The sequence below is a fragment of the Pseudomonas sp. ML2-2023-6 genome, assembly GCF_037055265.1.
Classification (GTDB): domain Bacteria; phylum Pseudomonadota; class Gammaproteobacteria; order Pseudomonadales; family Pseudomonadaceae; genus Aquipseudomonas; species Aquipseudomonas kulmbachensis.
In genome coordinates this window covers 877,307-897,104 of record NZ_CP146347.1, presented here as the reverse complement: position 1 = coordinate 897,104, position 19,798 = coordinate 877,307, and the positions used below count along the sequence as shown (strand labels likewise).

General features: G+C 58.0%; 21 protein-coding genes and 1 tRNA gene. 3 read left to right on the top strand and 19 right to left on the bottom strand.

Features of this window, described 5'->3' with window-relative positions; translation table 11 throughout:
- The 6 genes from V6L79_RS04095 to coxB form a co-directional block, all read right to left on the bottom strand.
- Positions 1 to 594 carry a hypothetical protein gene (locus V6L79_RS04095; protein WP_261740489.1) on the bottom strand — a complete coding sequence of 198 codons (594 nt, stop codon included), beginning with the start codon at positions 592 to 594 and terminating at the stop codon, positions 1 to 3.
- A complete protein-coding gene (locus V6L79_RS04090) occupies positions 569 to 1,306 on the bottom strand; it encodes an SURF1 family protein (protein ID WP_338579854.1) in 738 nt (245 codons plus the stop codon). Before V6L79_RS04090 ends, V6L79_RS04095 begins: the two co-directional genes overlap by 26 nt.
- Entirely contained in the window at positions 1,303 to 2,190 is an 888-nt protein-coding gene (locus tag V6L79_RS04085; protein ID WP_261740487.1) for a cytochrome c oxidase subunit 3, read from the bottom strand. Before V6L79_RS04085 ends, V6L79_RS04090 begins: the two co-directional genes overlap by 4 nt.
- A 12-nt stretch (positions 2,191 to 2,202) precedes the next feature.
- Entirely contained in the window at positions 2,203 to 2,775 is a 573-nt protein-coding gene (locus V6L79_RS04080) for a cytochrome c oxidase assembly protein (protein WP_261740486.1), read from the bottom strand.
- A 79-nt stretch (positions 2,776 to 2,854) separates the two neighbouring features.
- Entirely contained in the window at positions 2,855 to 4,444 is a 1,590-nt protein-coding gene (gene ctaD / locus V6L79_RS04075; RefSeq protein WP_261740485.1) for a cytochrome c oxidase subunit I, read from the bottom strand.
- A gap of 82 nt (positions 4,445 to 4,526) precedes the next feature.
- Positions 4,527 to 5,651 (bottom strand): cytochrome c oxidase subunit II, encoded by a 1,125-nt coding sequence (coxB, locus tag V6L79_RS04070; RefSeq protein WP_321835318.1) that lies wholly within the window; start codon positions 5,649 to 5,651, stop codon positions 4,527 to 4,529.
- Between the two features lie 347 nt (positions 5,652 to 5,998).
- Here coxB and V6L79_RS04065 point away from each other — a divergent pair, with 347 nt between their 5' ends.
- Positions 5,999 to 6,634, top strand: a complete 636-nt coding sequence (locus tag V6L79_RS04065) for a hypothetical protein (protein WP_261740483.1) — start codon at positions 5,999 to 6,001, stop codon at positions 6,632 to 6,634.
- Between the two features lie 88 nt (positions 6,635 to 6,722).
- Here V6L79_RS04065 and V6L79_RS04060 read toward each other — a convergent pair whose 3' ends face one another.
- From V6L79_RS04060 to V6L79_RS04050, 3 genes are all read right to left on the bottom strand, one after another.
- Complete coding sequence (locus V6L79_RS04060) at positions 6,723 to 7,436, bottom strand: carbonic anhydrase (RefSeq protein ID WP_321838351.1); 714 nt, start codon at positions 7,434 to 7,436, stop codon at positions 6,723 to 6,725.
- Positions 7,437 to 7,553: 117 nt separating this feature from the next.
- Complete coding sequence (locus tag V6L79_RS04055) at positions 7,554 to 8,057, bottom strand: DUF523 domain-containing protein (RefSeq protein WP_261740481.1); 504 nt, start codon at positions 8,055 to 8,057, stop codon at positions 7,554 to 7,556.
- A complete protein-coding gene (locus V6L79_RS04050; RefSeq protein ID WP_261740480.1) occupies positions 8,054 to 8,689 on the bottom strand; it encodes a 2OG-Fe(II) oxygenase in 636 nt (211 codons plus the stop codon). The genes V6L79_RS04055 and V6L79_RS04050 overlap by 4 nt, the downstream gene beginning before the upstream one ends.
- A 152-nt stretch (positions 8,690 to 8,841) precedes the next feature.
- On the opposite strand from V6L79_RS04050, the gene V6L79_RS04045 reads away from it, so the two are divergent.
- The gene (locus tag V6L79_RS04045; protein WP_261740479.1) at positions 8,842 to 9,579 is read left to right on the top strand and encodes a DUF2059 domain-containing protein; all 738 of its coding nucleotides are present in this window, start codon (positions 8,842 to 8,844) and stop codon (positions 9,577 to 9,579) included.
- A gap of 173 nt (positions 9,580 to 9,752) precedes the next feature.
- Here V6L79_RS04045 and V6L79_RS04040 read toward each other — a convergent pair whose 3' ends face one another.
- Positions 9,753 to 10,694 carry an alpha/beta hydrolase gene (locus tag V6L79_RS04040; protein ID WP_338579853.1) on the bottom strand — a complete coding sequence of 314 codons (942 nt, stop codon included), beginning with the start codon at positions 10,692 to 10,694 and terminating at the stop codon, positions 9,753 to 9,755.
- A gap of 108 nt (positions 10,695 to 10,802) precedes the next feature.
- On the opposite strand from V6L79_RS04040, the gene V6L79_RS04035 reads away from it, so the two are divergent.
- Positions 10,803 to 11,378, top strand: a complete 576-nt coding sequence (locus V6L79_RS04035; protein WP_338579852.1) for a DUF6436 domain-containing protein — start codon at positions 10,803 to 10,805, stop codon at positions 11,376 to 11,378.
- Positions 11,379 to 11,396: 18 nt separating this feature from the next.
- Here the strand turns inward: V6L79_RS04035 and V6L79_RS04030 are convergent.
- The 9 genes from V6L79_RS04030 to V6L79_RS03990 form a co-directional block, all read right to left on the bottom strand.
- Positions 11,397 to 11,472, bottom strand: a tRNA-Ile gene (locus tag V6L79_RS04030).
- Entirely contained in the window at positions 11,463 to 12,827 is a 1,365-nt protein-coding gene (locus V6L79_RS04025) for an MFS transporter (RefSeq protein WP_338579851.1), read from the bottom strand. The genes V6L79_RS04030 and V6L79_RS04025 overlap by 10 nt, the downstream gene beginning before the upstream one ends.
- 12 nt (positions 12,828 to 12,839) lie before the next feature.
- Positions 12,840 to 13,733 carry a 2OG-Fe(II) oxygenase family protein gene (locus tag V6L79_RS04020; protein WP_338579850.1) on the bottom strand — a complete coding sequence of 298 codons (894 nt, stop codon included), beginning with the start codon at positions 13,731 to 13,733 and terminating at the stop codon, positions 12,840 to 12,842.
- Complete coding sequence (locus tag V6L79_RS04015; protein WP_338579849.1) at positions 13,711 to 14,586, bottom strand: 2OG-Fe(II) oxygenase family protein; 876 nt, start codon at positions 14,584 to 14,586, stop codon at positions 13,711 to 13,713. The genes V6L79_RS04020 and V6L79_RS04015 overlap by 23 nt, the downstream gene beginning before the upstream one ends.
- Positions 14,587 to 14,629: 43 nt before the next feature.
- Positions 14,630 to 15,547: a 2OG-Fe(II) oxygenase family protein gene (locus tag V6L79_RS04010; RefSeq protein WP_338579848.1), complete on the bottom strand. Its 918-nt coding sequence runs from the start codon at positions 15,545 to 15,547 to the stop codon at positions 14,630 to 14,632.
- On the bottom strand, positions 15,531 to 16,979 hold the full coding sequence (locus V6L79_RS04005) for a cytochrome P450 (protein WP_338579847.1): 1,449 nt from the start codon (positions 16,977 to 16,979) through the stop codon (positions 15,531 to 15,533). Before V6L79_RS04005 ends, V6L79_RS04010 begins: the two co-directional genes overlap by 17 nt.
- Positions 16,972 to 17,865 carry a 2OG-Fe(II) oxygenase family protein gene (locus tag V6L79_RS04000; RefSeq protein ID WP_261740471.1) on the bottom strand — a complete coding sequence of 298 codons (894 nt, stop codon included), beginning with the start codon at positions 17,863 to 17,865 and terminating at the stop codon, positions 16,972 to 16,974. The genes V6L79_RS04005 and V6L79_RS04000 overlap by 8 nt, the downstream gene beginning before the upstream one ends.
- Entirely contained in the window at positions 17,852 to 18,685 is an 834-nt protein-coding gene (locus tag V6L79_RS03995) for a 2OG-Fe(II) oxygenase family protein (RefSeq protein WP_338579846.1), read from the bottom strand. Before V6L79_RS03995 ends, V6L79_RS04000 begins: the two co-directional genes overlap by 14 nt.
- A 128-nt stretch (positions 18,686 to 18,813) precedes the next feature.
- Positions 18,814 to 19,563 carry a tRNA-dependent cyclodipeptide synthase gene (locus tag V6L79_RS03990; protein WP_261740469.1) on the bottom strand — a complete coding sequence of 250 codons (750 nt, stop codon included), beginning with the start codon at positions 19,561 to 19,563 and terminating at the stop codon, positions 18,814 to 18,816.
- Positions 19,564 to 19,798: the final 235 nt, after the last annotated feature.

Below are 19,798 nucleotides of genomic sequence, written 5' to 3'. Positions count from 1 at the left end.
CTATCCGATATTGGACAGCTTCAGCAGATGGCGCAGGTCGTTGAGCACGTCCTTGCCAATAACCCCTGGGCCGTAGCGCAGCACCAGATTGCCGTGGGGGTCGACGATCCACAGTTGCGCCGCACCGTTGCCTTCTGCGCCCTGTGTATAAGTCGGCAAGTCCAGGCTGTAGCGCTGTAACTGCGGGTATTCGAGTTGCAGTTTGGCTCCATAGGCCGCGTCCACCGGCTGCGCGACCGCCAACCCGTGGGTCGCACGTGAGGCATCGCGGCCCAGGCCGATTTGCAGTTGGCGCGCCAGATACACCAACTGCTGGCAATCCGCAGCGCAACCTTGGGGCGCCGTCACCAGCAGTTGCCAGCGCTGCTCGTCGGACGCCACCCCAAGGGCGGCTAGGCTTTGCCCATTGCCTATGAGTTCGCCGTGATAGCTGCGACTCTCGGGCACCCAGAACTTGAGTTTGTACATGCCCGTGGCCAGCACCATCGGGCCGACAGTGAGTAGCAAGATAAGGATCAACTGCAACCGCCCGCGCCGTCGTGTAGCCGGGGACGGGGTGCGCGCGGTATCAGGCGGATTGATGGCCGTTCCCATGGCGTTTCTCCTGAGCAGTGTGCCAACCGAGGTACAGATAAAGACCGAGCAACGCCAGCGCCATGGCGAACCATTGCACGGCATAGGCGGTGTGTTTTTCCGGGCCCATGCCCGTGGAAATCAGCGGCCAGTCGGCCTGATAGGCAGCGGGACCGGGAGCAATACGTACCTCATCGGCAAAGCCTTCGCGGCCCAGCTCGACCCACAACTTTGCAGGCATGACTGCCGTCACCAGCCGTGGCCAAGGCGCATCCAATGGATCAGCGCTCAGTTGAAAGGGCGCGCCCGGCGACTCGTAGACCCAGGCCTGAACATCCAGAATCTGTTCGGGGGTGCTGAACTGCGGCGGCGTGCGGCGGCTCGGCCACGGCAGCCAGCCGCGATTGAGCAACAGCCACTGGCCGCTGGCCTGATCCTGAAACGGCTGCAGCAATTCGACGCCGACCTGGCCGTCACGTACCCGGTTATCCAGCAGCAGGCTGTGCTGCCCATCGAAATGCCCGCGCAGTTGCACCCGGCGAAAGGCCAGTTCGTCAAGGTTGAGGAGTTGGCCAACTGTCACCGGCGCTGCCACCTGCCGTTCGGCGTAGCTCTGGAGCAGTACACGTTTTTGCTCGCCGCGGCCAAGCTGCCAGAAACCCAAAAACACTAATAACGGCAGCAACGCCAACACCACCAGGGTAGGCGCCATGCCGGGGCGAAAGCGCGTCATAGCACGTAAACAAACAAAAACAGGCCGAGCCACACCACGTCTACAAAGTGCCAATACCAGGTCGCGGCCTGAAACCCGAACTGGTGCTCAGCCGTAAAATGCCCGCGCACGATACGAATCAGCATGATCAGCAAAATCAGCGCGCCAATGGTCACGTGGGCACCGTGAAAACCGGTGAGCATAAAGAACGTAGCGCCGTAGATCCCGGAGCCCAGAGTCAGCCCCAGCTCCGTGTACGCATGGATATATTCCTCGGCCTGAAACCCTAAAAAGCCTGCACCCAGCAACACCGTCAGCCCCAACCAGAACTTCAGGGCCCCGCGATGGCCTTTGTTCAGTGCGTGGTGGGCGATGGTGAGGGTGACGCTGGAACTGACCAGTAACACCGTATTGAGCAACGGCAAACCCCACGGGCTGATGGTGCCCTTGGGCGGTGGATACAGGGCGGGGTCGGGGGTGTGCAGCAAGGGCCAGGCAAACTGAAAGTCGGGCCACAGCATGTGCGCCACCGCCTTGCTGCCTTCGCCGCCCAGCCACGGGCCAGCAAAGTGGCGGACATAAAACAACGCACCAAAAAACGCGAGAAAGAACATCACCTCGGAAAAAATAAACCAGGTCATGCCCCAGCGAAACGAGCGATCCAGTTGCGTGCTGTAGAGCCCGGCACGGCTCTCCTTGATCACCGCGCCAAACCAGCCAAACATCATGTACGCCACGATCAGGGCGCCGATAAAAAAGATCAGCGGACCATGGGATTCAGGCCGCGCGGCCTTCAGATCGTTGAACCATGTCCCCAGGCCATACACCGTGACCAGCAGGCCCACCGAGGCAATGATCGGCCACTTGCTTTGCGCCGGGACGTAGTACTGATCATGAGTTGCCATGGGGCTTTCTCCTTATCGGGAAGGCTGGTCAGCGTCCTTGCCGGTAATAGCGGCAACGGGAGGATGGCGAGCAGTGATATCAAACAACGTGTAAGCCAGGGTCAGGTGTTTCACATCCTTGGGCATGGCCCGGTCGACGATAAAGCGCATCGGCATTTCGATCCGCTCACCCGGTTGCAGCACCTGTTGGGTAAAGCAAAAGCATTCGGTCTTGTGGAAATACTGCGCCGCCTCAGCGGGTGAAATGCTCGGCACCGCTTGCGCCGACATCGGGTGATCGGTGGGGTTGTAGGCCACAAAGATCATCTCGTTGACCGAGCCTGGATTGACCACCAATTGATCGCCCTTGGGGTAAAACTCCCAAACCATGTCTATGGCATTGGTGGACAAGAACTGCACCCGAACCTGACGACTCGGGTCGACCACCTGTTCTCCTTCGTACTGCCCGGCGGTCTTGCCGTTGATGCCAAAGGCTCTGCACATCACGTCGTAAATCGGCACCAGGGCAAAGCCAAAGGCAAACATCACCACCACCATCAGCAACAGGCGCAGGACCAGGCGTTTGATGGGTGTTGAGCTGCTCATAAGCGCCCTCCATACCTGTAGCCGCTGCCGCAGGCTGCGATCGACCGCGAAGCGGGCACAGACGCTTTGTGTGAGCTGTTCACTTGATTTCCGGCGGTGTGGTGAAGGTGTGATACGGCGCGGGCGAGGGCACGCTCCATTCCAGACCTTCGGCACCGTCCCACGGTTTTGCCGGTGCTTTCGGACCGCCGCGAATGCATTTGATAACGATAAACAGGAACAAAAACTGCGTAGCGCCAAACATGAATCCACCAATCGACGACACCATGTTGAAGTCGGCAAATTGCAGGTTGTAGTCCGGAATCCGCCGCGGCATGCCCGCAAGACCCACAAAGTGCATCGGGAAAAAAGTCAGGTTCATGCCCACAAACGACAGCCAGAAATGCAGCTTGCCCAAGGTTTCGTCGTACATGTGGCCGGTCCATTTCGGCAGCCAGTAGTAGGTAGACGCGAAGATCCCGAAAATCGCCCCCGGCACCAGTACATAATGGAAATGCGCCACCACAAAATAGGTGTCGTGGTACTGGAAGTCCGCCGGGGCAATGGCCAGCATCAACCCGGAGAACCCGCCAATGGTGAACAGAATCACAAAGGCCACGGCGAACAGCATCGGCGTCTCAAAGGTCAGCGAGCCTTGCCACATGGTGCTGGCCCAGTTGAACACCTTGACCCCGGTCGGCACTGCAATCAGCAGCGTGGCGTACATAAAGAACAACTCGCCGACCAAGGGAATCCCGACCACAAACATATGGTGCGCCCACACGATAAACGACAGGAACGCGATACTGGCCGTGGCGTAGACCATCGAGGTGTAACCGAACAATGGCTTGCGCGAGAAGGTCGGAATGATCGCGCTGACGGCACCGAAGGCCGGCAGGATCATGATGTACACCTCGGGGTGGCCGAAGAACCAGAACACATGCTGGAACAGCACCGGGTCACCGCCCCCCGCCGCACTGAAAAAACTGGTGCCGAAGTGAATATCCATCAACATCATGGTCACCACCCCGGCCAGCACCGGCATCACCGCGATCAGCAGAAACGCCGTGATCAGCCAGGTCCAGACAAACAGCGGCATTTTCATCAGGGTCATGCCGGGGGCACGCAAATTGAGAATGGTAGCGATCACGTTGATCGCCCCCATGATCGAACTGATACCCATCAAATGAATGGCAAAAATAAAGTAAGTCACGCTTTCGGGTGCATATGTCGTAGAAAGCGGCGCGTAGAAAGTCCAGCCGAAGTTCGGTCCGCCACCTGCGGTGAACAAGGTCGACACCAGCAGCAAGAATGCTCCGGGTAGCAGCCAAAAACTGAAGTTGTTCATCCTCGGCAAGGCCATGTCCGGCGCGCCGATCATCAGCGGGATCATCCAGTTGGCCAGGCCGACAAACGCCGGCATCACCGCGCCGAAGACCATGATCAGTCCATGCATGGTGGTCATCTGGTTGAAAAACGCCGGGGCCACGATCTGCAAGCCGGGCTGGAACAGTTCGGCGCGAATCACCATGGCGAACGAACCGCCGAGCAGGAACATGCAGAAGCTGAACCACAGGTACAAGGTGCCGATGTCTTTGTGGTTGGTGGTCAATACCCAGCGCATCAGGCCTTTGGCCGGGCCATGTGCCTGACCGTCTGCATGCCCGTGGTCATCGATAACAGCACTCATGTCCTGACTCCTGCAAACAGCTGGACCAAGAAGCCAGCGGCACGTTGCCCCCGACCGTTGTGCGCGCACATTCCTGAGCGGCTCATTTGCCTTGCGCCTGTTTGAGCGCCAGTACGTCTTTTGGCGTCACCATGTCGCCCTTGTTATTGCCCCAGGCATTGCGCTCGTAAGTGACAACGGCGGCGATATCGACTTCCGACAATTGCTTGCCGAAAGCAGCCATGGCAGTCCCCGGTTTACCGAAGAACACACGGTGCAGGTGATCAGCGACAGGGCCGGTGGCAATCGGCGACCCCTTGAGGGCCGGGAACATCGGCGGCAGGCCCTGGCCTTCGGCCTGGTGACAGGCCACGCAGGCTGTGTGGTAGACCTTATCGCCACGGGCCACCAGTTCGTCGAGGGTCCAGTCCTTGCTGGTCAATTCCTTGAGCTGCGCGGCCTGGGCCTTGCGCTCGGTCAGCCAGGCGTCGTAATCGGCGCGGGTTTTGACATCGACCACAATCGGCATAAACCCGTGGTCCTTGCCGCACAGCTCAGCGCACTGGCCACGATAAATGCCGGGCTTCTCGACGCGGGTCCAGGCCTCGTTGATAAAGCCCGGAATGGCGTCACGCTTTACTGCAAAGGCCGGCACCCACCAGGAGTGGATAACATCGGCCGAGGTCACCAAAAACCGCACTTTGGCGCCAATCGGCAATACCAGCGGCTCATCGACTTCAAGCAGGTAATGCTCGCCCTTGGGGGCCTGGTTATGAATTTGCTCGGCGGGAGTGGCCAGGTTGCTGAAGAACTCGACGTCCTGGCCCAGGTATTTGTAATGCCATTTCCACTGATAGCCGGTGACCTGGATATCCACATCCGATTCACTGCTGTCGTAGATATTGATCAGGGTTCTGGTCGCAGGCACGGCCATCGCGATCAGGATAATCAGGGGGATAACGGTCCAGAGAATTTCGACCGTGGTGCTCTCGTGGAACTTGGCCGCTTGCTGACCGGTTGAGCGCCGATGAACGATCATCGACCAGAACATGGCACCGAAGACGATGATGCCGATTACCACACAGATCCAGAAGATGGTCATGTGCAGATCGAATACCGCATGGCTGACTTCAGTCGCACCCGGCGTCATGTTCACGGTCCAGGCCGCTTGTGCCTGGCTGAACACTGACCACAACAGCAGGCCCATCCATAGGTGTGGATGTCGCATCGCGGTGTTCCCCTTTATTTTTCTTGTTATTGCGCCGGTCTGCATCTGTGTAACGGGCAGCGCTACAAGGGGGCGGTTTTAAAACCTGCGAACTCTTACCGCCGAGCCTCGTCTGCTCAAGCAGTCGGGCGTCATCAAAAAACGGTTACAAAAACGAGTATAGACACCGAGCCCAACCCCGCAATGCGAGGGGGTGAAAACAATGAAATAAGGCCCATCGACAAATGGCACTCACTGCCCGGTCACAAAATGAATAACAATACTCACCCTGAAAAAAACCTCTCCTTGACTTGAGGAGGGCTACTTTTAAAGTACTTTCCTTAGCATCCCCCTCCCCTGGAGTTCCAATGAACACCGCCGCCATCCGCGTGCAGATCTCGCGTGCCCAAGAACATGAGGCCGAAACGGGCCTGCTCGCCAAGCACCTGGCTGCTCAACTGCCACACCTTCACACCGCCATTCAGTTACCTGAAGTCGACCGTAATGTAGTGATGACACGTTTCGTCAGCGCCTATATCGACCAGGTGCCCGATTTGCTCGATGCAGCCCATGAGGTCGCCCTCGAAGCCGGAATCGAGTCGCAAATCAAGCCGATACTGAAAATCGCCGAGCAGTTCTTTGCTCAGCCACTGCCGCTGCTCGCAGGCCACGAAGGGCTGGAAGGGTTGCTGGACGAGGCTTACCTGGCGCACAGGCTGGTTGAAGAGGTTAACGATCTCTACATCAAACACTTCCAGCAGCCGCTGATCCCGCTGGACATGACCGTGGCCAACCTGATTGCCCACCAGTTGATCGGCGAAGCGTTTGCCAACCAACTCGATGCGGCCGTGCATCACGCTGTTGACCAGATGCTCAACGACGAAAGCTTTGCCCTGGAGTCGGTCGAAGCCTATCGCGAGCGCCTGACCAGCCCGCAGACGGGCGCTGCCTGGAAGCGCTGGCCGTGCCTGTCCAAGCAATTGGGCGTGGGCCTGGCGCTGTAACAGTGGTTGCAGGAAGACTTCAGCTGTGGGAGCGAGCCTGCTCGCGAAGGCCATTCGCGAGCAGGCTCGCTCCCACAGTTCATGCTGTTTAAAACCGCGCCTTAGGCGTCGCGCTCGGGATCGGGCTGGTGCCGTCCAGCGGCAGGAAAGCCCCCTTGTCGGCGTCGTAAGCCTTGATCTCGCTGGTTTCGATGTCGTACACCCAGCCATGAATAAACAGATGCCCGTTGGCCATGCGTGACGCCACCGACGGGTGGGTGCGCAAGTGCTGCAATTGGGCAATCACGTTCTCTTCGGTCAGCACGTGCATGCTTTCGGCTTCATTGGCGCAATTGCAGTTGTCCTGCACCATGGTCTTGGCCACTTCTACATGGTGCAGCCAGGCTTTGACCGTCGGCATTTTTTTCAGGCTGGCGGGGTTAAGCACCGCACGCATCGCGCCACAATCGGAATGCCCGCAAATGATGATGTGTTGCACGCCAAGTGCCAGCACCGCGTACTCGATCGCCGTCGAAACGCCACCGTTCATCTGACCGTAAGGCGGTACAACATTGCCGACGTTACGCGTCACGAACAAATCACCCGGTGCACTCTGGGTGATCAACTCCGGCACGATGCGCGAATCGGCACAGGCGATAAACATCGCACGCGGGTTTTGCGCCGTGGCGAGTTTTTTGAAAAAGGCTTCTTGTTCAGGGAAGATTTCGTGATGAAAGTGCAAAAAACCATCAACGATATGGTGCAGTGCCGAGTCGGCACTTTCAGCAGCTACCGAAGGCTGTGGTTTGGGCTTGTCAGTCATCGTTGTATCCCTGGGCAAAGTGGAGACGAATGTTACCTGAACTCATTTCCGGGTGAAAATACACAGCCGTTGTAGCCGCTGCCGAAGGCTGCGAAAAGGGCCGAAGAACCTTCAAAGTTAAGGGTTCGTTGCGCAACTCAGCGCTGCCAGCGCTTTGGCCGCCTCTTCCAACTCCAGCTCACTGAACACCTGAACGCCGGCACGGGTCAGCAACGCCGCAGTCACGCCCTGGCCCTCGACCTTGACGCCGCTAAAGCTGCCGTCATAGGTCAGCCGATTACCACAAGACGGGCTGTTGGCTTTGAGAATAGCAATCCGGATACCGTGCTGCTGCACCAGCTCCAGCGCCTGATGGGCTCCTGACACAAACGCCTCGGTCACGTCCTCACCGGTTGCGGTGATCACTGACGCCATACCGCCGAGCACTTCAACGCCTTGGCCGCCGGGTATCTCCGCCGCTGCACGGGGCGTGGGCAAGCCGCCCGCAACCTCCGGGCACAAGGCTATCACTCGGCCTTCGGCCTGCCATTGCGCCAACTGCGCGTACGGACCGCTGGCGCCGCCGTCGTAGCGCACACGATGGCCCAGCAGGCAGCGGCTGATCAACAGTTTGTGGGTCATACAAAAATCTCGGTAGCGCGACGGCGAAACCAGCCGGTCAGCGACAGACGGTCACGGGTGGCGGGCATCACTTCGTGAGGGATTTCACCCGAAAGAAACACCACCAGACAACCACCGATCGGCAGCACGTCATAGTCGACATTTCCGTCCAGGTACATGCGCAAATGTCCGCCGTGCTCGGGCAACCAGCCCTGATTGAGGTACACCACGGCCGACACCATGCGCCGGTCATCGTCGCGAAAACGGTCCAGGTGCCGCAGGTAAAAAGCCCCGGGCGGGTACAGTGCAAAGTGACTTTCAAAGTCCTCCAGGCCCAAAAAAAGCCTGCGATTCATGGCGATTCGCAGGCTTTCCATTAGCTCCAGATAACTGTCGCAGGCCAGAGCTTCTCCCGGCTCCAGCCATTGGATATGGTCCCCGCGGATACCCTCGCGGACCTCCTGCGTTAGACCGCGCCCAACCGCTGCAGGGGTCAATTCACCCTCAGCAGAACGTTTATGGCACTCAGCCGCCAGTTCGAGGGTCAAAGCCTCGGGCAGAAAAATATTTTGCTGTGACCATCCCTGCGCGTACAGGTCGTCGACGATGCGTAGCAACAGCGGGTGATCAGAGGGTATTTGCATGGCGCGCATAGTATCGAGCCGCCTCAGAATCTGACAGCTCCGTCTGGCTGGCAACGTCGAAATAATTGACCTGCGCATTTTAAGCCGATTAGAGAGATACGAATTCTCGACAAGTCCTACGCCACACCCGGACAATAGCGCCCTGCAGACAGGAGTCCCTCATGCGCCGTTTGTTTTTACTGTTGATGATGTTTTGTACGTTACCCGCATTGGCAGACAACCTTGATGATCTGTTTACGGTCGCTGGCTGGCCGCAACAACGCGCGCATTTCAATGACGCCCTCAGCGCCGCCCAACAACGCTATAGCAGCAATTTGCCGCCTGCCGTGTATCAGGCCCTGGTCAACAACAGCAACCAGCGTTTTGCGCCTGCTGCAATGGATCAGCGAGCCAAAGACCAGATGCGCAAACACCTGCCGGATCCTGATCCTGCGCTGAGTTTTTTTCAGTCGCCATTGGGCCGCAAAATTGTGGCCGCTGAACTGCTCGCCACCCGTCGCGATCAACTGGCCAAGCACGCCCAAGGCTTGCCACGTATGGAGGCCAGCGCCACCCGCCAGTTGCTGATTAATCATTTATCCCGCGCGCTACCCGCCCGTGAAGCAGGTGCGGAAGTCAGCCTGGCGATTGCCGGGGTGGCCGCTGACAGTTTGAGTTCGATGATCCCGGGACTGTTGGGCGGCGGCCAGGCGCAAGGCATGTTGAATGGCCAGCGCCAGCGGTTGATGGACCAGATCGCGGGCGAGCTGGATAACACTTTGCTCTACGTGTATCGCGATTTGTCTGACCCGGAGCTGGAAGAATTCGTCACCTTCGCCCAGTCACCTGAAGGCAAAACCTATTATCAGGCAGCCCTGGCCGCGATCCGCGCCGGGTTGGCGGTAGGCCAAAGCCTGTAGATACTCTGTTCCAGGTCAAGCCCCAGTGGGAGCGAGCCTGCTCGCGAATGATTTTCGCGAGCAGGCTCGCTCCCACGCTTGAAGTATCTCTGTAGCCGCTGCCGCAGGCTGCGACAAGGGCCCAACAGCAGGATCGCTGCCTGCTGCAGCGGCTACACATGCTTGTATCAACCTCAAAAATACTTATCCAAAAACGCGAAGTACTGCCCGCGAATCTCGGCTGTTTCATTGGCCAGATGATGCCGCGCCTCGGGCAATAACAGCACCTGTGGCTGATTGAACCTGGCGTTCAACACTTCAAGGTTATGGTGCCAATCCACCGTTTTGTCGGCCTGCCCCTGAATCACCAACGGCTGACGCGCACTCGGTGACGCACCTTCAATACGCGGAATCCAGCGTGCCAGCGCGCCCACCCACGCCGTCGGCAGACGTACCGGCTGCAGTGGATCTGACTGCAGGAACGGCAAAAAATCCGGGTCGTTAGAGTTCTCGCTAAAGCGGCGGGCGATCCCTTTGACGAAAGGGCGTAGCAGGTAATAGCTGAGTTTGGACCAGCGCCAGCCTAGTGGCCGAACCAGTGGCGAGAGCAAAATCGCCTGGCCCTGAGCCGGGCTTTGCTGCCCGTAGTGCAACAGGTGATCGAGCACAATCGCGCCACCCGTGCTTTGCCCGCACAGATGCCAAGGCTGCGGCAATTGCAGCGATTGCGCCTCGATAAACAATCCTTGCAGCACTGCCTGGTACTGCGCGAAATCATCAATACTGGCCCGCTCCCCACTCGACAGCCCGTGCCCCGGCAGGTCGCAGGCAATCACCACAAACCCCCGGTTCAAGCCCCACTCGATCACGTGCCGATACAACCCCATATGATCGTAAAAACCGTGAATCACAAACAGCGTCGCCACCGGTGCAGACTCAGGCCACCACACCTGGCTGACCAGTTCATAACCGGCCGCACTAAAGCGCCCCAACCGGCGTTTCAGTGGAACCGGGCGGTGAGGAAAGTCCAGCCCATAAAAATGCTGATACGCCAGCCCCTCACTCGATAACGGCTGGCCCGCGACCAACGACTGCAGGCTGGCGCGCAAGGAATCGGGGGCAAACGGGGCAGGCATAAGGGCTTCCAGACAGGGCGCAGCTGCGCAAAACAGGCTTTATAGACCATCGATATTCATCTGTCAGGTCAAGCATGGCAAGCTACGCGGCCTTCAAGGAGCTTTTGCATGCCGGTGCCCACATTGAAAACCCTGCTGGCCTGCCTGCTGACGCTGATCTGCACGGTGGGGTTGTGGCTCGCTTATGACTGGTTTCAAAGCCGTTACATTCGTACCTTCAGCGATCAGACCGCGCTGTTTGCCGGGGACGTCCTGAGCCTGCCTGCCGAACTGTCCGGCCCGGGCGCCATCCGCGTGGTGCACTTCTGGGACCCGGCCTGCCCGTGCAACGTCGGCAACCAGCAACACCTCAGTGAATTGCTGGCTCATTACGTACCGCAAGGCGTCGAGTTCTATTCAGTGCAAAAGCCCGGCACCCACGGTCAGTTGCCTGCCACCCTGGGCGCGCTCAAACCCCTGGCCAGCGTGCCCGGCGCCGAGCACCTGAGCGCCAGCCCGGCGGTGGCCATCTGGGACCGCAGCGGCCAACTGGCCTACTTCGGTCCCTACAGTGAAGGCGCTACCTGCAACGCCAGCAACAGCTTTATCGAGCCGATCCTCCAAGCCCTGAGCGAAGGTCGCCCGGTCAAGGCCACCCACACCATGGCCGTAGGCTGCTACTGCCCGTGGCAACCGCAACCCTGAGCGAAAAACAGCTTTAAATGGTTGGCCGGGAAGGGCTCGAACCTTCCACCTCACCCTTATCAAGGGCGCGCTCTACCCACTGAGCTACCGGCCAGTCAACTTATCCACAGTCTGTTTTCCCGTCCAATAACGCTGCCCCATCAGCAGCGCGAAACAGGCCACAAGGCAGCAGCCTGCGAGGCTGATAAATACACCTTGGACATTTAATAGCGGCCCATTACTGCGCCCCGCGAGTATCACGCCAAATCCAGCTGCCAGGGTGATGATGGTTTTGGTCAGCCCGCTGGCCACCCCCGCGACCTGTTCATCGACAACCGCCTGCGTTGCAATCAAGGTCAGGGCATTGGCAACCCCCAACGAGGCGCCGCACAAGGTCACCAGCAGCAGATAAAGCAGCCAGCCATAGGCAAGGGCCGCACCCGCCAGCAGCATTGCGCTGAAACCCAGGCATATCGCCATTGCCGACACCGCCTCAGAGCTTGGGATACGCCCGGCAATCGGCCCGCCACACGCCAACAACGCCGCAGGCGCCAGAAAGGCCATACCCGCCTGCAAGGGGCTCAGGCTCCATACGTCTTGCAATGACAGTGGCACCACAAACAGATGCACCACCGTAGCGGTATTCACCACGGCACCGGCCAGCGTCAGCATCCAGTACGGCGGATTGCGCAACAGGCTGGTGTCGATCAAAGGCGCGGCAGCGTGCTTTTCACCCCATACAAACAGGCTGACACACAGCACAAACATCCCCAGCGCCAGCCCCGCCCGGGGCATTGCCCGTGCCGGGCTGCCCAGCTCATCCAGCAGCAAGCCCAAGGCCGCCAGCCCCAGACTCACCAACAACAGCGCGGGTCCGTTGACCGCCGCACGCGCGCCACAAACACGCGGCTCAGCGATTCGCCAGCAGCACGCAAGTGCGACCAGCACCACGGGCAGGTTGATCCAGAAGATAAGCCGCCAGCCAAACCACTGCGTCAGCGCCCCGCCAAGAAAAGGGCCGATCACCGTGGCAATTGCCCCCAGCCCCAACGCCAGGCCAATCGCCCGCCCGCGCTGCTCACTCGGATACAGATGGCTCAACAGCGCCAACCCCGAGGGCATGATGCACGCAGCGCCAATGCCTTGAAGCACCCTGGCAGCCACCAGCCAGAGCAGCGACGGGGCCACGGCGCACAACAACGACGCACTGCCAAATAACGCCAGCCCCAAGCGTAACAAGCGCCCGTGACCAAAACCGTCGCTCAGGCGCCCGGCGGCCAGCATAAAAATGCCCACCGACAGCAAATAGCCGCTGACCACCCACTTGAGCCGGCCAACCGGCACGGCATAATCCTGCGCGATCGACAGCAATGCCAGATTCAAGGCAAACGCATCCAACTGAATACAAAAGATCCCGGCAGAAAATGCCAGCAACGCCAACCGGTGAGATCGATCAGAGAAAAAAGTCATAGGCTTCCCCACTCAATACAGCCCTGCCGAATGAGGTTCGTATGTGTGCTCAAGGATACTTTTCAAAAATTGCTCAAAGTCGGCCTCAAGCCTAAGCCCAATCTGCGGCCGGCAGCTGTAGAGGCCCTCGCAGAAACGCTTGTCGAGGCTGCTGTCGAGAAATAGCGCGTACGAAAAGCGATCCGCCTTGCCAGGCTCGTGAGGCTGTTGCACCACGCGGTGGGCGACCGCAGCCACCGGTGTGGCCGTGTGCCGGGTCAATATCTCCATCGCACAGCCGAAGTTGACGATAAAACTGCCGGGGCGGGGATCAATCGGGTACCAAAAACCATCGCGCAGCACCTCAAGCCCTGGTTCCAGCGACCGCAGCACAGTGACCCAACCCGAGTCCTTGTGAATATTCAAACCACGGGCATTCACCTGCGGGCGAAAGTGGTTGAAGGTCAAGGTATGCGTGCCCTGGCTGGCCATGCAATGCCCGGTGGCCTTGCGCCAAAGTGCCGGGGGAATATCCAGAGATGCCAGCACCGCCAGCAGCACCTCGATGGCCAGGGTTTTCATGCGTTGCGCCTGAATGCGCACTGCTTCGGGGAATAACCTGTGCCAGTCGCTACTGCGCAGAAAGAACTGCTCGGTCTGGTCCGCGTCCCGGCAAAAATAGCCCTGATGTTTGCCCAGTTCCGTTTCGGTTTGCGTGCAAAAACCTCGGTAAGTGCCGTGACCCGACAAATAAAACTGGCGGGCAAAGCGATCACCCGGTGCCAGGTCGAATGCCTGTGCGGGCTCCACAAAGAAAAATCCGTCGCGCAGCGCCTGTTGCAGCCCCTCAGCCTGGTCAAAATGCAGTCGACGCGCAGACAGCACGGCCCGCTGCCACTGGTACTTACACTCGGTCATGGAAGCCATAACCCATTCCTTGCGCCTTAAGCACCGAAAATGCCCGAAACGACTGATACACCTCAAGCGCGCCCGAGCCGCTGTACTGATAAAGACTCATGTCAAAATTGGGGCCCATATACACCGTAAATGACGAGCGATCCGGTGTGTCACGGACTGGCACGGTTTCGATGACGCGATGCAGCACGGCATGCCCCGGCAGACGCAGGTGTGCCGTCAATATCTGATAGGCATCGCCCAGGTTGACGATAAAGCAACCCGGTTCAAGGGGAACCGCTTGCCACATACCTTGGTGATAGATTTCAAAGCCCGGCTGGTCAGCCGCAATCACCGTAATAAAACCACTGTCGGTATGCTCGACAATCCCCAGGGTGCCCCTGACCCCGGAGCGATAGTGATTGAGGGTGGTGTAACACAGGCTGGTTTCATCCAACGTGCCTCCGGTAATGGTTGCCCAGTGGTCCTGATGCACACCGCTGGCTTCAAACAGATGACGCAAGGCCTGCAAGGTCACAATCTTGATGGCCCCAAGCAACCGGGTAATCGGCAGCGGGAAATACTCGCACCACAAGTGACTCTCGATTTGCAGCTGCTCGACCTGATTGGGTCGGTCTTCATAGCCCAGCTTTGAGCGCTCGTGGGGGGCATCGCGATGACCGCGCAGCACATCCTGCGCATCACGCCTGGGTCGGTAAAAATTGCGGCAGATCTCAAACCCCGGGTTTACATCCAGTGAAGGCGGGATTTGCAGCAAAAACGCACCCAATGCCAGCGCCTGTCCAAGGCTGCTGTCACTGAACTCAAGCCCGTGCCCGGTGAGCTGCGCACGGGGCAAAGACAACGAAACCGATTGATTGCTCATGCCATCTGCACCTCAATCTTCCTGTGGATAACTTTGCCCGGTACTACAACCTGGCGGTTTGATCGTAAGTACGTGCCACTTCCTGCTCGGCAAACTGCGCAACGCTCTGCACAACCACAGCGCGACCGTTGCGGTACTGATAGAGATTGCCGTCGAGGGCCGAGTCCAGAAACAGTGTGTAGGACGTTCGCTCACTCTCCACAGGTCGAGGCTCCAGTTGTGCCACCCCGTGGATATTGGCCCTGACCGGGGTTGCCAGGCACTCGGTCAGCACCTCGAACGAGCTGCCGAAATTGATAATGAAATAGCCGGGCAGAGGGTTGATGGCGCGTACCTGCCCATCAATCCAGGCGTACAGGCCGGGCTCGGTGGAGCGCAGCACCGTGACCCAGCCCGAGTCGCGGTGAAACTTGCAGCCACGGGCATTTTTTGCGCAGCGGAAATGGTTGAACGCGAGCATCTGGTGGCCACAGTTATCGGTCAGGCCTGACGATATACGGGGCCAATCGAACGCAGGTAGCTCCAGATAAGCAAAGGTGTTACGCAGCACATTCAAGCCAAGCGAGGCCAGTTGCGTGCCCAGCATCGCCACCGCTCGCGGCAGCAAGTGCCAGTTGTCGCGCTCAATATAAAAGTTCTCCCACTGATCGTGGGGGCGATCGAAGTAGCCCTGATAAAGCCCCGGCACCTCCATCTCGCGATAACCGTCATCGGGCAGGTAAAACTGCCGGGCAAATTGGTCAGCTGCAGCGCAGACCATGCCCTGAGGAATTTTCAGCAGAAAAAAACCCTGCTCAATGCCCCGGGCAAAGCCATCGGCTGAATCGAATACCAGCCGACTGCCCGAAAACCGCGCACGCTCCAGCGTCAGTGGCGGGTACATGGCTTGCGCGTGGGCCTGATGCAGCGGCGAAGGCAGGGTCAGGCTGTCACGGTAGGTGGAGCTACGGGTGCTGGTCATCGGCATAACCTCCTTCTTTCAGGCGCAGGGTCATTACTCCGGACCGGGCAGGCTTGGGCATGGCGCAATAACGCCTCAGGCTCAGGTCGATACCCGTGCTGCTCACTTCGTAATGCCCATAGAGCTCACGCAACAACAAGCCCTGCATTTGTACCGAGAACAGGCGGCCCGGACATTTGCGTGGGTTGCGCCGGGTATTGAGCATGCTGAACGAGTTGATGTCGTAACGATTGCGCGCCAGCAGCGACGTACAGAAGGCGTGGGGCTGATCGCCACTTTTTTGCAGAACCAAAATATTGCCTGGGTCGAAAACCTCAGGGCGAGGGAACACCTGCGTGTCTCGATTGGCCTGCCAGCGGTCGAGCCACAGCAGGGTGTCTGCAGGAATCACCAGGCGCTGCCCTCCATGTTCGATCTCGCATGCCTTGATGGTGCGCCGCCACAGCGCCGTGGGATTGGAGCCGCCAAGACGCAGCGCTTCCATCACCGCCAGATCAATCACATGCGGGGCGTGATCGCTATCGTTTGTGGCCGCCAAAATGATCTCGCGCTTTACCCGCGGCGAGGTTTCGATATAGGCCATCGACCACAGCAGGCTCAGCGCGGTGGTGTCGTAGGTCGCGATGATGATGGTGCCGATTTCCAGCGCCTGATCCTGGCTTAATTGCGCGATAGCCTGGCGGGTGAAGGCCAGCCCCCACAGCGCGAAGTGGCCAAGGATCAGGTTGGATGAAGGCGCCACGCCAATGGACTCAAAATTGCTGAGAAGCAGGTCTTTGACAAACGGCATCAGCGCCGGTTGCTGCTCTAACCCTTGGGCATCGTCATGGCTGATCACCTTGGAGGCCTGCTCGAAAAACCCGCTGACAACGCCCTTGAACCGATCATCTTCAAGGTACTGGGCCAGGGTTTTTACCCTGCAATCCAGTACCCCCGGCAAGTGGCTGTCTACATGGCTGACCCACTGCATGGCCAATTGCTCCATGCACAACGGCAGATTCTGAAGTGGCCGCAGATAGGCGCCAGCCAATCGAAAAATCTCGGGGTTCAACCCGTCGATAAAACGTTGACTGCCCAACGCCTGCTCTACCACTCGGCGCTTGTGGGCTCGCCGCGGATCACTGATATGCAGCGAGCCCAAAAAGCCGCCAAACAGTTCATGGTTGGCCTCGGTTGAGGCCGCGAGGTACTCGTCATCGAGCAGCGGCCTATTGTTGATCTGGTACAGAGCCAAGCGCCCACCCATCCAGAAACTGCAGAGGCCGCCCGCCTGTTTGGCGCAGCTGCGAATGCCGCTAAATCGAAAGTACTCGGTGGCCGGCAACCCCAGTTCCACCGTGGCGTGATGGAACGCATCGCCATGCCCCTGCACAGGGCACGGCCCCGGGTGATGGGCAATCACACCGACAAAGGGAGCCTTGGGGTTACTCATGGGCCGCGTCCGGAGCCGGAACCGACTCGATGCCGAATGTGGTGTGCCGGTCTTGCCAGGTGAACTGGTTGAACCGGCGAAGAAAGGCTTCAACGCTCATTAACCTCAGCAGTTCTCCCTGGGGCTGCAACTCATACAGATCGCCACAGGCAGGCGGGTTGATAAAAGTTGCAAAGGAAAAACGGTCTTCGCCCTTGGGCACCGCCGGGCACTCGCGCACGCGGTGCTCAATCGCCCGGGCAGGCAACGGCAAACGACCACTGAGCGCTTCAAGGCATGCCCCAAAGTTGACGATAAAACACCCTGGTACAGGTGCGATGGACTGCCACTGACCACCGATAAAGGCTTCGAAGCCCGGTTGGCGGGTATAGAGCAGCGTCACAAAGCCGGTGTCCCTATGTTCGGCACAGCCTGGCAAACGACGCTCGGGGCGATAATGGCTGGCGGCAAACCAATGAGTGCCCTCACCCGTCACGGCGCCACCACTGATCCGATGCCACAGATGCTCCGCTACCCCAAGTTCCCATAGCGCTGCCTGAAAAATTACCTGTCCTACTGCATCCATTACCTGGGCCATCTGCACTACAGCACAGGGCAAACGCCCGGCCCATCGAGACTTGTCGACCAACAGATGCTCGGTTTGAAAGTGCTCACGGTCAAAGTAGATATCCGTTTGCTGGCGGAACCCTCCATAGTTCGTGTGATCTGTAGCGGGCAGATAAAACTCGCGACACAGCTTGATACCCGGTTCAAGATCCAAATACTCAGGCACTTTCAATAAAAACAAACCCTGTGCAATCGCGTCGCGCAAACTTCCATCTTTATCAAATACAAGTTTGTCTTTAATAAGCGAGGCGCAATGCAGGTGAGCGTCAGGATAAATCATCAGGCATATCCCCCGAATAAAAAGTGCCTTGATAGATCTCCCGATCATTGTTATCGATTAGTTCCCGCGCATCACATACGCGCTGCAAACCCCGAATCGGACAATAATTAAAAATGCCCCTGTCACGAGGTAGAAAGTTACTGGAGCTGAAATGGCCGAAGCTGGAGCGATCTTCGGTTTGCCGTGCAACACGGTGCAGAATGGCCGCCACTGGGGAGTTGCAGCGGGCGGTTAACCATTCCATTGACAGGCCAAAGTTAATGACAAATTTATCAGGCGCACAGGGAACCCTTTCCCAACTATCAAACCGGTTAACCTCAAGCCCAGGTTGGGTCGTACGCAAAATCGTCAAAAAACCATCATCTTTATGGGAGCTCAAACCCACTTTGGCCAATTGCGCACGATAATGGTTAAAGGTCAGGTGATAAGCGCCACCACCATGGGAGCAGTTCCCCGTGGCCTGGGTCCAGACCCGTGCAGGTATACCTGCGTAATCGAGTGCTGCGCAAAGAATCTGCCGGGACAATGCGGTCATTTTCTCTCCAGTATCAGCAACCTCGGCCGGGTAATGGCTGGCCCAAAACCTGCGCTCTAGCAAAAACTGTTCAATCTGGTCGACCCGCTCATGAAAACCCAACAAACCGTCGCCAAACTGGCAGGCGGTAATGGACTTGAAATGCCCATATTCACTGGCATCGCCCCGGTAGAACTGATTAGCAAACTGGTCAGCCGCACCAACATCAAGTTCAGTAGGGATCTTGAGCAGAAACACACCGTCGGCAAAGGCTTGGTGTCGGTCCTGGTCGCTGGCAAAACTCAATCGGCGGCCCGTCATCCAGGCACACACCAAATCAGCGGTACAGCTTACGGGCCGGGTATCCACGCGCTTGTGGTAAACCGTGCTGTAGAGCTGATTCGCAGGGGCTGGCGCCCTAAAGCTGCGCATATTCAACGCCCTTTCACACACAGAGAAACGATGGTCAGCGCCTTGAGTTCTTCAGGCGCCAGAGGATGCAAACCTTGGGCGATCTCCGACAGGGTGCTGAACGACCCTGGGTAGATCATGACCGAGTGCCCCTGTTGTTGCAGGCAGGCAAAAATCGCAAACTCTTCAAGAAAATAATCCGCCGAAAACGCGACCTGCCGCGCCCATTCTGATGGCTCCAACAGATCGAATTTTTTGCGCAAATAGTGCTCGGCAAAGCGTTTTACCGATTGATTGAACCGAGCATCCGTACGATAGAGCTGCAGGAGCTGGCGATGAAAATACTGATAGCCAACTTGCGCCTGAACCCCGTGACAGGTGAGAAAGCGAAACCGTGTGGCCGTACTGAAACGGTCAAATACCGGCTGGTTTTCCCGCATAAAACGCTCACCCAACGCCAGTGCTGCAACCATCGCCACTGGCGGCTGCAAGTTATGCACTGATTGCAGGGTCAACCGATGAATACTGTCCCCGACCAGCACCGTACACTGCGCAAATCGCCGAGAAATCCACTCCAGAATTCCAGCCAGCTTCTGTGGGTAGAAGTGGCTATTTTCAAGGCTTATTCCAAGAAAACAACTACCTGACAGTTCAAAATCATTGCGCTTTGCAAGCGGTGATACCGAGGCTATCTTGGCTTTATATTTAAATGATCGAGCCTCAATAACACAGGCGGTCTGCAAAACCGAATTATTACTTATATCAAATGACATACTTACTCCTTGTCAATAAACTGACTAAAGGCAGGGTGTCCATGCAATTGATTAAATATCCAAGCGGGCAGGCAGGCGATAAACTTCTTATAAATAACGTTACTTAATTTATAGACAGGCATCCTAATCTGCACAACGTCTTACCATGTAAGACCAAGCCCTGAATTTTGTACGAAATAACCTGCTCGCATTGAATGACTGACTTTCTCAATCAAGTCTCAGCCCCTACACTCGC